Raw genomic sequence first — 14,079 nt, 5'->3', positions numbered from 1 at the left:
CAATGGTTCATACATCAACATGTTTTTGTTTCGGTGCTTAGCCCTTTTGTTTTTATTTTTCTACTCTCCTATTTTTTTAGATCTCCCTTCCAAAGAATGGGATACGGATTTATTACCTCCCACATCTTTAAAAGGAATAGAGTCAGATTTATTAAAATCCCCTTCCTTTGGAGGATGAGGGAGGTCAAAAGGTGAATCTTATTTTCTATAAACCTATAATCCCTTCAGGATTATTTTATAAAAAAAACACATATGAAAACTATGTGAACTATGGATCTCAACCCATCGCTCACATAGTATGCTTTTTCAGGGCTGTTTGTTTTGATACAGTAATCCCGAATGGATGAAATGGTTATAGAGGAGTTCTCAACATTCAAATCTTCAAAACTGTATCATTTTTTTTGAATAAATCAATTTTTAGAACCTACCCCTATAAACCTATAATCCTTTCGGGATTATTTTGTGGATGGTTACTATTATATTCTACAATTTTTCCATTCCTTCGATACCTTGTGTTTTTTTACTATGTACCTGTTTCTTTTTTTTACCACTCCTCCCCTCTTAAAAGTGAGATTTTTTTATCCCTTCGGAATTTTTCTCTCACAAAAAAGTAATTTATAGAACTCTTTAGAGTATATTATGCTATTTATTTATAAACTATTGTATTTTGATACAAAATGAAAAAGAAAAACAAATTGGATAATACCCCATAAAAAGGATGAAAACAGGAGAAAGTGAATTGATATTAGTAAAATTAGAAGACTTATTACAATGGGCAAAGGCATCTTCTCTTTGGCCTATGGGATTTGGATTGGCTTGTTGTGCCATAGAGATGATGGGAGCATACGGAGCAAACTATGATTTAGATAGATTTGGAGTAATACCCCGTTCATCTCCCCGCCAAAGTGATGTAATGATAGTATCGGGAACAGTTACTTTCAAAATGGCAGATAGAATAAAGCGTCTTTATGAACAAATGGCAGAGCCAAAATACGTTATTTCTATGGGTTCTTGTGCTAATTGTGGAGGACCTTATTGGCAACACGGGTATCACGTAGTAAAAGGAGTAGATGCAATTATACCCGTTGATGTATATGTTGCAGGTTGCCCTCCAAGACCAGAAGCATTGATAGGAGGCATCATAAAACTGCAAGAAAAAATTCAAAAAAAGTAAAAAACGATGAAAAAAATAGATATATTTTTGATAAAAACATTTACAAAGCCCTTCATTCTTATTTTCTCCGTAGTAGTATTTATACTTTTAGTGGTATATATGCTCAAATATTTTGAGGACTTAGTAGGAAAGGGTTTAGAATGGACTGTTTTAGCAGAATTGATGTTTTATTTCAGCGTAAACCTTACTCCACAAGCACTTCCCCTTGCTATTTTATTGGCATCTCTGATGACTTACGGCAATATGGGAGAACATTTAGAACTTACTGCCATAAAATCTTCAGGAATATCACTTCTGAGAACTATTTTTCCTCTTTTTATTCTTATCCTTCTTATTTTTTGTTTCGCACTCTATTTTAATGATTTTATTGTTCCAAAAGCAAATGTAAATGCGTATGCCCTTCTGTATGACATTCGTCAAAAAAAACCGTCTTTTGACCTCAAAGAAGGACAATTTTACAATGGCATACCAGGATACAGTATTAAAGTAGCCGAAAAAGAAGATGTCACAGGAGTATTAACGGATATTATTATCTATGACCATACCAAAGAAGACGGTAATAATAATATTATCATGGCACGAAGCGGAAAGATGTATTCTATTCTCAATCAAAAATATATAATTATAGAACTTTTTGATGGCAATTTATATTCAGAAAATAGCAGTAGTAACGCTCATGTCTTTAATTCAAATCAATACAACAGTATAAATCCATTTATGAGGAATGCTTTTTCAGAGATGAAAATGGTATTTAGTTTAGCTTCTTTTGATATGAACAGAACAAAACGTGATCTTTTTTCCACTAACCGTATGATGAAAAATTCTCAGAGATTAATCTCTGATATTGATTCTATGAAGCGATATTATTGGCGTATAGAAAAAAACGTAACAGATAATCTATTGATACAAAACAAATACCACTCCGCAACAAGAGATGCTTTTTTACATAATTCTCCTCCTCCGCCTGTATCTAAAAGCAATGGAATACACACTCCCGATGAAAAAATATTTGGAACAGATAGTGTAAAAAAAATTCCTCATGAAGAAAACGCAACATCTGTTTATGAAAAATACAAAACAGAGCATACATTTAGAACAGTGGTTTTAGAAAGAGCATTAGAAAATGCCCGTACGTCACACAGCTATATAAACCAAAGTATAGATCAAAAAAGAAGAATAACAGAAGAAATATGGATTCATGAAATAGAAAGATACAAAAAAATATCTCTCGCCTTCAGCTGTATATGTATGTTTTTAATAGGAGCACCTTTGGGAAGCATTATAAAAAAAGGAGGTTTAGGAGTTCCAGCACTTATATCCATCGCTTATTTTATTCTCTTTTATATCTGTAGTTTAATGTCTGAAAAATACGCAAGAGATGGAACTATAGATACTTTACTGGGAAGTTGGATTGCCAATATTGTGTTACTCCCCTTTGGAATTTTTTTTCTCATCAGAGCAAAAAATGATTCTCGACTACTAGAATCTGATTTTTACTACGTTTGGATAGATACCATAAAACAAAAAGTTCTTCATAATCCAATTATTATTAAATATTCTAAAAATTACCTATTTAACAAATGCGAAAAAAAACAAATACTATAAATAAAGAACCTCAAGTGATTATAGGAACTATTGACCAAGTAAATGCGCAGTTTTCATACATTCTTTCCCCTGAAGTAACCCCTGATATTATCGTTTATGCAGATAACATGGATTATGCCATACATGGAGACACTGTAAAAGTAATACTCACCAATAGAAAACAGGGAGAACATCGCATCGGAAAGGTAGTAGAAATTATAAAAAGAGCAAAATCCACCTTTATAGGCATAATAGAAGTATCAACACAATACTCTTTTGTAAAAATCAGTAATAAAAAATACTTTTTAGAAGTTTTTGTTCATAATAATAATACTCTCGACGCAGAAAATGGAGAAAGGGTTATAGTGCAAATAACAAAATGGCACAATCCAAAACAAAGAAATCCAATAGGAAAAGTATTTAAAGTATTAAGAGGTATAGGAAAACACGAAGTAGAAATGCATTCCATAATGGCAGAGTTTGACCTTCCATTTTCTTTTGACGAAAAAATACTACAAGAATCTGAATCCCTTCCCGAACAAATATCTCTTGAGGAAATAAAAAAAAGAAAAGATTTTAGAAAAATAACTACCTTTACCATAGACCCCGATGATGCAAAGGACTTCGATGATGCATTATCTTTTCAAATTCTACCCAATGGAAATTATGAAGTAGGTGTCCATATAGCAGATGTTTCCCATTATGTTCTTCCCAATACTCTTTTAGATGCAGAGGCATATAAACGAGGAAACTCTGTTTATTTAGTAGATAGAACCATACCAATGCTCCCTGAAAGAATATCTAACTTTCTATGCTCCCTTAGACCATTAGAAGATAAACTTACATATTCTGTAGTTTTTGAAATGGATAAAAATGCTAAAATAAAAAAAACATGGATTGGAAAAACCATCATCCATTCTCAAAAAAGATTCTCATATGAAGACGCACAACTGATTTTAGAAACAAAAGAAGGAATATTTTCTCATGAGCTCAACATACTCAATAATATAGCTCATAAACTTACGGATATCAGATATAAAAACGGGGCTATTAATTTTGAAACCATAGAAATAAAATTTAAATTAGATGAAACAGGAAAACCAATAGAAATATACCAAAAAATAAGAAAAGATGCACACCGACTTATAGAAGAATTTATGCTCCTCGCAAATAAAACAGTAGCAGAATCTATTGCAACTCCCAAAAAAGAAAAAAAAACTTTTGCTTACAGAATTCATGATAATCCCCCATTAGATAAAATGAAATCATTTTCACAATTCATTAAAAAATTCGGATATAAAGTAGATATGGAAAATAAAGTATCAGAAAAACTCAATACTCTCATATCTAAAATAGAAGGAAGTTTAGAACAAAATGTCATTACAAATCTTGCTATCAGAAGCATGTCAAAAGCAAAATACACCTGCGAACCCCTCCATCATTTTGGACTTGCGTTCAAACATTACACACATTTTACCTCCCCTATCAGAAGATACCCTGATTTACTCGTTCATAGAATGCTATTTCACTACCAAAACCAAAATGAAAATGTATCTGTAACCACCATAGAACCAATGCTTATGTACTGCAATGACATGGAAAAAAAAGCAGCAGAAGCAGAAAGAGCATCTATAAAATTTAAACAAGTAGAACTCATGTCTTCTAAGATAGGACAAGAATTTCAAGGGATTGTTTCGGGAATAACAGAAAGATCTATCTTTGTAGAACTAGATGAAACAAAATCTGAAGGAATGCTAAAAATCAATGATATGAAAGATGACGAATATCTTTTTGAAGAAAAAAATTATAGAATAGTTGGTAAACGTCATAAAAAAATTATAACCATAGGCGATACTATAAAAGTACAAATTGCAAAAACAGATATAATCGCAAGAACAATAGATCTAAAACCTGTTACTCCCAATTCTCTACGATAAAACTCTCAAAAATAATATTATTAACCAAAACTCTATTGAAAAATAGAAAAATCGTATAAAAAAAATGAAAAATATGGTATTATTCAAAAATATATAATAAAAAAGTATATTTGCAAATACAAATCTGTTTCTTCAAAAATCGTTGTACCAACATTGTAAAACTAAATATTACAAAAAATGTTTTTGGAAAAGATGTATATCCTTATCCATATATAATAATAAAAAATTTAAAAAATGAAAATCTTTTGTATATTATTTTTATCTTTAGCAGGTCTTGTAAATGAATACCAAAAAGACACAAAAGCAAGAAAAATTCTAGAATCTGTTAGCAAAAAATATAAAAATATACCCACATTTTCCGTACATTTTATATATATACTAGAAAACAAAACTCAAAATATACAAGAAGATTTTCCAGGTAAATTAACGGTAAAAGGAGAAAAGTTTAAATTAGAATTAACAGAGCAAGAAATAACAAATGATGGAACAAACCAATATACTTATATAAAAGAAGCAAAAGAAGTAACTATTTCTTCCTATAAAAAAGAAGATACCGATATTAATATGATAAACATATTTGACATATATAAAAAAAATTTCAAATATCAATTAGTAGAAGAACTTTCTACACCATTATTATATGTTATAGATTTAGAACCTAACAAAAAAGAAAAAAATTATTTTAAAATACGAATAGAAATAAATAAAAAAAATGATATAAAAAGTTTCAAGCTTTTTGATAAAAATGGAAATATTTATACTTATCTCATTAAAAATTTAGAAATAAAAAATAATATAGAAGATACTTTTTTTACTTTTGATACAAAAAAATATAAAGAAATAGAAATAATAGATTTAAGATAAATGCAAATGAAACCAACATACTTTTACTTGTTTAGTTTTATATTTTTATTGAATATAAGCAAATCTGTAGCACAAATAGACGGTAATAATCCTCATAATACAGATGCAACAGAAATTACAGATGGGATGTTAAAAAGAATAGAAATGGAAGTAGAAAACCCTAAACTAAATATAGAATCAGGTATAGAAATATCTACTCCTCCTAAAGATATTGACGATGGAAATGGAAAACCTCATCAAAACATGAAAAAAAAAATAAAATTCAAGAAAAGAATAAAGAAAGAAAAAAGAGTAAATAAGCACGAACATAATATAGAAAAGACAAGAAATGATGCAAAAAAAAGTACTATTTTATGGATAACAGTACCAATAGCAGTAGTTATGGTAATAGGATTAATATTTTTAGGAATAGCAAATTCAAAGTAACTAAAATATTTAAAAGTATTTTTCAACCTTATTATATTTTTAAATGACTCAAAAAATATGAACCTCATTACCATTCAAGATAAAACTTTCAAACTCTATATATCAGAAAAAAATATCCAAGAAAAAGTCAAATATATAGCAGATCAAATAAACTCTATTATCCAAGAACCAGAAATTATCGCTTTAGTAGTTTTAAACGGTGCTTTTATCTTTGCAAGCGATTTACTAAAAATACTTAAACAAGATATAGAAGTAGCATTTGTCAAACTACAATCTTATAAAGATATGCATTCCACAGGAAAAGTAGATGTTATTATAGATATTCCTCAAAATATTACCAATAAGCATATTCTTATAATAGAAGATATTATAGATACAGGACTCACTATGCAAACTTTAAAAAAAATGATAATGGATAAGAATCCCGCTTCTCTTCGTATTTGTAGTTTTTTAGTAAAACCAGAAGTATTTAAAAATAAATTTTTAGTAGATTTTGTAGGGTATGAGATACCAAATAAGTTTGTTGTTGGTTATGGTTTAGATTACAATCAAAAAGGAAGGCACTATCCTCATATTTATGAATATATTCAATAATTTTAAAAACCTCTATGTTAAATATAGTTTTATTCGGTTCACCAGGATCAGGAAAAGGTACTCAAAGTACAAAGATAATACAAAAATATAATTTGAATCACCTGTCTACCGGGGATATATTTAGAAAACATTTAAGTCAAAACACAGAATTAGGATTACTCGCACAAAAATATATGAATATAGGGAAGTTAGTACCTGATGAAATAGTATTAGATATGGTAAATGATTCTATATTATATACTCAACAAAAAAATGGTTTTGTTTTTGATGGTTTTCCAAGAACTATTGCTCAAGCAGAGGCTTTTGATAATATGCTCAAGAAAAACAAAACTTGTGTTCATATAGTTATTGTACTAGAAGTAGAAGAGGATATACTAAAACAAAGAATCAAAGAGAGAGGAAAAACATCGGGAAGATCCGATGATACAGATGAACATAAAATAAATACACGTCTTAATATTTATAAAGAAGAAACATTACTCCTTTCTGATTACTACCAAGCACAAAAAAAATGGTATCCTGTAAATGGACTAAACTCGGTAGATGTAGTTTTTGCTGATATATGCAATATTATTGATTCATTACGTTAAAATTACGATTTTTAATAAGATATACAGAAAATTATTTACCCGTTTCATTATCACACGAATTAACATGAAAAGTTATTTCATATCCATTTTTAGTAACATCTCCATCTATTAATGTTGCGAGAATTTCTAATGATTCTATAGCCGAAATATTGTCAAATTTTGTGGTAATATTACACGCAATTTTTTTTTCCCCTTTCATTTTAATTTTTAAATGGTGTAGTTTTTCTATATCTTGGATAATTTGAATAAGGGGTGTATTTTCGTAAGAAAGAACTTTGGTTTTCCATGCTAAAAAATTGGGATGAGCAAATCTCTGTTTTATGTATTTTTTTGAGAAATTATTATATATAAATTCTTCATATGCAGATAAATATGTTACGTTTTTATTTTTTTTCTTTATTAACACAGCACCTTCCGTAACGCTTATTTTTGTATTATTATTTTGATGGGATATTTGAAAAGCAGTCCCTTTTACTTCGGTTGTAATGTTTTCTGTTGTTATAGCAAATGTATTGTCTTTTTGGTAAGATATTTGAAAAAATGCTTCCCCTTCAAGGATAATATGTGTATTTTTATTATAAAAGTATTTGAGTTTTGTATTTTCATTCATCCATACAATAGATCCTTCCGGGAGATATATTTTTTTTATCTCATCTTTACTGGTGGAATAGGTTTGATATTTTTCTGAAGGGATACTTTTATAAACAAAATATATTCCTAAAAAAATAACTATTACAGCTGCTATTTTATAAAATTTTTGGATGAGAACAACATTTTGTTTTTTCTTTTCTATTTTTAGCAATACTTTTTTGAGTGCTATACTGGTATTAGGGTTAAAATATTGGGCTTGATATTTTGCATTTTCCCATATATCCGATTGTTTTTTTATAATATTATCTATAATATTATACTCTTTATTTTTTGTGTTTTTCATTTATTATTATAAATATTTTTTGGCTACTGTAATTGATGTAGTACTTTATTGAAATATAATATAATGACATAATAATAACAATATACCCCCAAATATTTTTATCTGTCGTATTTTTTTATGATTTTGTGTGAGAATGAAGTGAAAATTGTATTATTTTATGTAATTAAAACTTGAGGTAATTATTTATATTCAATTATTTTAGAATCCTTCTGTATTAACGGTAAGAATTTTTCACAAAAATACTATATTTATAATTTTTTCTTCCCCCAAAAAATCATTCAATTGCTTTTTAATATTGTCTTTATTATACATTAATTGATGCTTCAATGGAGCAGATACCACTTTTACATATAAGACATCTTGTTTCAGAAAGATTTGTTTCGTAAGGTCGGATATTTCTATTCCTACTATATCATCCCATTTATTTTTGATATTTTTTATATCAAATGCTTCTGTCAAATGGTATTTTTTTTTAAAAACCTCTATAATCTCTGATAGAGGTGCTGATTCGGTTTTTCTGTTGTTGTATTTCATGTTAAGGGGTATCTTTTTTGTATGTTCTTTTATTTCCTCGTAGTTTTAAGATAAGGTCTGTTTTAGATTTATAGAGTTCTTTTTCTAATCCTACGGGATATATGTGTGGATTCGTTAATCTTTTTATGCTACTATCAAAATGAGAAATTTGCTCTTGATGGTATTTTTTTATATCGTATATAGAAGGGATAGCATATACCTGTTTCCCTTCTCTAAAAATTGGTTTTAGTAAGTCTTCGTACTCTAAAGAGGATACGGATAGTTTTTTTTGACGTGTAGGGTCCACAGGGTCTATAATAATATTTGTCATTTTTTCATTTTGAATATTATATATCATATCAGTAGTATATTCGTTTTTATATGCAAATCTTCTGACCTGTTGAATACCTGGGTTGTTCATTTTTATGACTTGTTCTGATAGTTTAATTCTATTATTCCATTTTCCGTTCACTTCAATGGAAGAAAGTTTATATACTCCTCCTAGGGCTGGCTGATCAAAGGCGGTAATAAGTTTTGTTCCTATTCCCCATATATCTACTTTTGCATTCTGTGCCTTTAATGAGGTAATAATATGCTCGTCCAGGTCATTACTTGCAATTATTTTTACATAATGGAGTTTGTTTTTGTCAAGCATTTCTCTTGCTCTTTGGCTAAAATAAGCAAGGTCTCCTGAATCTATTCGTATCCCTAAAAGTTTTTTTGATTTTTTTTCCATCTCTAATCCTACTTGAATAGCGTTTTTTACTCCTTTTATAGTATCGTATGTATCTACTAATAAAATGCAGTTATGGGGCATAGTTTCTGCAAATGCTCTAAACGATTCTATTTCGGTATCAAAAGACATTACCCAGCTGTGGGAATGTGTTCCACTGACGGGGATGCCAAATAGTTTTGCTGCAAGGACATTAGAAGTATTATCTGTTCCTCCGATAAAAGCTGCTCTACTTGCAGAGAGGGCTCCATCTATTCCATGAGCCCTTCTCAATCCAAATTCCATAATTGTATCTCCGCCTGCTGATAAATAAATTCGAGAAGCTTTAGTGGCTATTAAAGTTTGGTAGTTTATTATATTTAAAAGAGGGGTTTCTAAAAGTTGACATTCTAATATAGGACCACATACTCTTACTAAAGGTTCGTGAGGAAACACTACGGTTCCTTCAGCAATAGCATCTACGTCGCAGCTAAATTTCATATTTGATAGATATTTTAAAAAAAGATCTTCAAATAAGTAATTCCCATACGATGATTTTAAACCTGCTAAATACTGTAAATCATCTTCTGAAAATTTGAAACTGTTGAGATAATTTACTACATATTCTAATCCACAAGCAACAGTGTAGCCATTTTTAAAAGGATTTTGTCTGAAAAATAAATGAAATACTGCTTTTTGATTCTGTTTTTTTAACTTCCAATAGCTGTATGCCATGGTCAGTTGATACAGATCTGTTAAGAGTGAGAGATGAGTAGAATAAATATCTTTAGTGAAGTTCATAAGTTATGATATATATAACCCAAATCCTTTTAAATATTCGCCTTCGGGATGATATATATGAATGGGATGATCTAATGAATGGTGAGTTTGGTGTATAATTTGTATTTTTTTATGGGATGTTTCCGCTGCATGAAAAATTTCTCTTTTGAATTCTTCAGAACTTACTCCTTGTGAGCAAGAAAAAGTAAAAATGATTCCGTTTTTATTAATTTTTTTCATTGCATTGGCATTTATATTCTTGTATCCTTTGAGTCCGTTTTCTTTTGAGGATGCACTTTTTACAAAAGCTGGCGGATCTAGTATAATAACGTCATAATTTTGGGAAGAAGAAGAAAAAAAATCAAACATATCCTTACAAATATAAGAGGATTTTGTTTGAAAATTAAGGTTTTCATTTTTAATAGCAAGTTCTATTGTTTTTTCAGAGGAATCTACACTGGTGAGTTCCAATGCTCCTCCTTTGAGAGCGGCTATTGAGAAACCTCCTGTATAGCAAAAAGCATTTAGAACTTTTTTATTTTTACAAAATTTTTCTATCCATAATCTGTTTTCCCTTTGATCTAAGAAGAAACCTGTTTTTTGTCCATCTGTAATTCGTACACAAAATTTTTTTCCGTATTCTAAAATTTCTATTTCTTCAGTATTACCATATAAAAAAGAATCTTTTGTAGGAACTATTGTTTTTCCCATGAGAGCGGATGCACTTTTATCATATATACTTTCTATAGGGATATGAATTTGCTGTAAAATATCGCAAATAATATCTTTTTGGTGGTAAATACCTAAATTATGTGCTTGAAACACAAGGACTCCATTATAATAATCTACTATGAGTCCAGGTATATTATCCCCTTCAGCGTTTATAATTCTATAACTATTAAAATCTTTATTATCAATAATTCCTAAAAGTTTTCTCATTTCAAAAGAATGCTCTATAGATTCCTTCCAAAAATCAGCATTTATTTCTCTTTTTTTCCATGATAATATCCGAATAGAAATAGAACCTTTTTGGTACATACCTATTGCTAAAAAGTTTTGATTACTGTCCAAAACTTCTACTATATCGCCATCTTGTAATTCTTTTGGTAATTCTTTTATTGCTCCTGAAAATACCCATGGATGGTATCGCAATACAGACCTTTGCTTTCCTGGATGTAGAATAATTTTTGAATAAGGATTCATTTTTATAAAGTCAATTGTTGAGAGTATTTTTTAGAGTGTTTTTTGAGGTTTATTCTCAGCAAGTTTTATGAGAAAAGTATAAGTCATAGCAGTTTCTTTCAAACTTTCGAATCTGCCTGAAGCACCACCATGTCCTGAATCCATATTTGTATAAAATAGAATCATATTATTATTTGTTTTCATATTTCTCAGTTTAGCTACCCACTTCGCTGGCTCCCAATACTGAACTTGGCTATCATGGTATCCTGTAATAACTAATAGATTGGGATAGTTTTTGGCTTCTACTTGATCATATGGAGAATAAGAAAGCATATATTCAAAATATTCTTTAGTTTTAGGATTCCCCCATTCGTCATATTCTGATGTAGTGAGTGGAATGGTTTCGTCCAGCATAGTATTTATTACATCTACGAAAGGAACAGCCGCTATAATGCCTTTATAAAGGTCGGGTCTCATATTCATAACTGCTCCCATAAGGAGTCCTCCTGCACTTCCGCCCATAGCAAATAGTTTTTCGGGATTTGTAAATCCATTATTTACTAAATATTCGGAACAATCTATAAAATCATAAAATGTATTCTTCTTTTTGAGAAGTTTTCCATCTTCATACCACTGTCGTCCTAAATCTTCTCCTCCTCTTATATGTGCAATTGCAAAAATAAATCCTCTCTCTAACAGACTGAGTCGTTTAGAACTAAAAGAGGGTTCGGTAGCAATGCCATAAGCTCCGTATCCGTAAATAAGTGCAGGGTTGCTGTTGTCTTTTTTTATTCCTTTTTTATATACAATGCTCATAGGAATCTTTACTCCATCCCGAGCATTTACGTATATTCTTTCTGATACATAATCTTCAGGTTTAAAAGAACCTAACACATGGGAACGTTTTTTTATTTCTTCTTTTTTTGTTTTTAAATCAATATCGTATACTGTATAAGGGGTAGTAAGGGAGGTGTATTCATATCTCAAAACCGATGTGTTTATTTCTACATTGTCAGATATAGAGATGTTGTATGCAGGATCGGAAGTTTCAATATAATAATCCTCTTTTCCATCCCATGATTTTACGCGGAGCTTTGACAATCCGTCTTTTTTTTCAGATAAAACAAAGTAATCTCTAAAAACTTCTATATCCTCCAACAAACAATCTTTTCTATGTGAAATTATTTCTTCCCATGGTGCTGTAAGATTTTTGATGGGAACTCTCACTAATCTATAATTTAAAGCACTATCGGAGTTTGTAAGTATATAAAAGTATTCTCCAAAATGTTCCACACTATATTTATGACCTACATCTCTTCTCGCAATAAGTTGTGGAATCATCATTTCTTCATTTTTTACATCTGCGGGGATAACAAAAACGTCATCTGTAAGGGTGCTTTCTGAGTGTATAAATATATATTGAGAAGATTTTGACTTATCAACAAAAACATTAAAAGTTTCATCTCCCTCTCCAAAGATTTTTCTGTCTTTTTCAAAAGAAGTGCCGATGGTATGCGCATAAACCTCGTATGAACGTAAAGTATTCGGGTCTTGTTTGGTATAAATAATGGTCTTATTATCATTTAACCACACAAAATTTCCCGTAGTATGGGGAATACAATCCTGTATCTCTTCATTTGTTTCTAAATCTTTAAAATATATATCATAAAATCTCCTTCCAATGGTATCTTCTGCGTAAGCAAGTATTTTTTGATTGAGACTTACATCTAATTCCCCTATATCATAAAAAGATTTTCCATCGCCTCGCTTATTTCCATCTAATAAAAGCTCATCGGGAGCATCAATACTTCCCTTTTTCCTTACATATATGGGATATTCTCCGTTTGTAATATAACGTTCTATATAGTAATAACCCTCTTGGAAAAGAGGAACAGACTCATCGTCTTCCTTTATTCTCTTTTTCATTTCTTGAAACAAAGAATCCTCAAATGGTTTTGTATAACCAAATACTTCTTCTCTGTATGTATTCTCTGACTTCAGATATTCAAGAACATCTTTACTATCTCTTTCTCGCATCCAATAATAATTATCTACCCTTTTTATTCCGTGATTTACAAACTCACGAGAAACTTTTTTGGCAGAAGGAGGGAGAACACTATCTTTCACACTGGTAGTACATCCTGACATAACGGCAAGTAATATAAAAATATAATTTGTTTTCATAAATATCTTTTTTTTAGTAATGGAGCAAAATAACTTTATAAAATAAATATCTGCTATTTGTGATTTTTTGACAGTAATAATGGTAAGAAAAACAAAAAAAAGAGAATATTTTTTGTGTTTATGAATATATATATTCAAAATGGGTTACTAAAAGAGAAATTACTTTTTGATACACTTGTAGTTTTGTAACTGTTTCGCTCAACTTATAAAAAAATACCATAAAAATTCATACCATTACCTTTTAAAATGTTACCATACACTTTTTAAAGATAATTTTAAGTAAGGTGAGTTAATTATTTGATAAAAAATCTTAAGAGGGGTTCTAAAAATTAAAATTCTAAAAACTGTATCCCTTAAAAACCAATAAAGAAATCAATTTTTAGAACCCACCTATAGGAAAAATGGAATAGTAAGAAATAAGCAACGATATGCATTAAGAACCTGCAAGCCTAATTTTTCTACCAACATAGCTCACGTTATAAAACGTGGGCTTTTTTCGTGTCAATTGGCTTAGATAGAGATAAAAGTAACTTTTCATTTGATACATGTCACTTTTCATTTGATACATGTCACTTTTCATTTGATACATGTCACTTTTCATTTGA

12 protein-coding genes are annotated in these 14,079 nt (G+C 29.7%); 7 read left to right on the top strand and 5 right to left on the bottom strand.

Features of this window, described 5'->3' with window-relative positions; translation table 11 throughout:
- The first annotated feature begins 718 nt into the window (after positions 1-718).
- The 7 genes from QM536_04670 (at position 719) to QM536_04640 (ending at position 7,169) form a co-directional block, all read left to right on the top strand.
- Entirely contained in the window at positions 719-1,174 is a 456-nt protein-coding gene (locus QM536_04670) for an NADH-quinone oxidoreductase subunit B family protein (protein MDI9356307.1), read from the top strand.
- Positions 1,175-1,180: 6 nt separating this feature from the next.
- On the top strand, positions 1,181-2,779 hold the full coding sequence (locus QM536_04665) for an LptF/LptG family permease (protein ID MDI9356306.1): 1,599 nt from the start codon (positions 1,181-1,183) through the stop codon (positions 2,777-2,779).
- Positions 2,755-4,695, top strand: a complete 1,941-nt coding sequence (gene rnr, locus QM536_04660; GenBank protein MDI9356305.1) for a ribonuclease R — start codon at positions 2,755-2,757, stop codon at positions 4,693-4,695. Before QM536_04665 ends, rnr begins: the two co-directional genes overlap by 25 nt.
- A gap of 234 nt (positions 4,696-4,929) precedes the next feature.
- On the top strand, positions 4,930-5,559 hold the full coding sequence (locus QM536_04655; protein ID MDI9356304.1) for an outer membrane lipoprotein carrier protein LolA: 630 nt from the start codon (positions 4,930-4,932) through the stop codon (positions 5,557-5,559).
- Between the two features lie 6 nt (positions 5,560-5,565).
- Complete coding sequence (locus QM536_04650) at positions 5,566-5,985, top strand: hypothetical protein (GenBank protein ID MDI9356303.1); 420 nt, start codon at positions 5,566-5,568, stop codon at positions 5,983-5,985.
- A 57-nt stretch (positions 5,986-6,042) separates the two neighbouring features.
- Positions 6,043-6,579, top strand: coding sequence for a hypoxanthine phosphoribosyltransferase (gene hpt / locus QM536_04645; GenBank protein MDI9356302.1), 537 nt, complete (start codon positions 6,043-6,045; stop codon positions 6,577-6,579).
- A gap of 14 nt (positions 6,580-6,593) precedes the next feature.
- The gene (locus QM536_04640; GenBank protein ID MDI9356301.1) at positions 6,594-7,169 is read left to right on the top strand and encodes an adenylate kinase; all 576 of its coding nucleotides are present in this window, start codon (positions 6,594-6,596) and stop codon (positions 7,167-7,169) included.
- A gap of 31 nt (positions 7,170-7,200) precedes the next feature.
- Here the strand turns inward: QM536_04640 and QM536_04635 are convergent, their stop codons facing one another.
- The 5 genes from QM536_04635 to QM536_04615 all read right to left on the bottom strand — a co-directional run bounded on the left by QM536_04635 (position 7,201) and on the right by QM536_04615 (position 13,474).
- Positions 7,201-8,103: a FecR family protein gene (locus QM536_04635; GenBank protein ID MDI9356300.1), complete on the bottom strand. Its 903-nt coding sequence runs from the start codon at positions 8,101-8,103 to the stop codon at positions 7,201-7,203.
- 231 nt (positions 8,104-8,334) lie between these two features.
- Positions 8,335-8,637: a DUF721 domain-containing protein gene (locus QM536_04630; GenBank protein MDI9356299.1), complete on the bottom strand. Its 303-nt coding sequence runs from the start codon at positions 8,635-8,637 to the stop codon at positions 8,335-8,337.
- Between the two features lies 1 nt (position 8,638).
- A complete protein-coding gene (locus QM536_04625; protein MDI9356298.1) occupies positions 8,639-10,129 on the bottom strand; it encodes a nicotinate phosphoribosyltransferase in 1,491 nt (496 codons plus the stop codon).
- 3 nt (positions 10,130-10,132) lie between these two features.
- Positions 10,133-11,311 carry a class I SAM-dependent rRNA methyltransferase gene (locus tag QM536_04620; GenBank protein MDI9356297.1) on the bottom strand — a complete coding sequence of 393 codons (1,179 nt, stop codon included), beginning with the start codon at positions 11,309-11,311 and terminating at the stop codon, positions 10,133-10,135.
- 30 nt (positions 11,312-11,341) lie between these two features.
- Complete coding sequence (locus QM536_04615; GenBank protein ID MDI9356296.1) at positions 11,342-13,474, bottom strand: S9 family peptidase; 2,133 nt, start codon at positions 13,472-13,474, stop codon at positions 11,342-11,344.
- Positions 13,475-14,079 lie beyond the last annotated feature (605 nt).

It is taken from the genome of Chitinophagaceae bacterium (assembly GCA_030053935.1).
GTDB lineage: Bacteria > Bacteroidota > Bacteroidia > Cytophagales > JASGCU01 > JASGCU01.
Note: the sequence above shows the minus strand (reverse complement) of the source record. Positions and strands in the feature narration are given on the sequence as shown.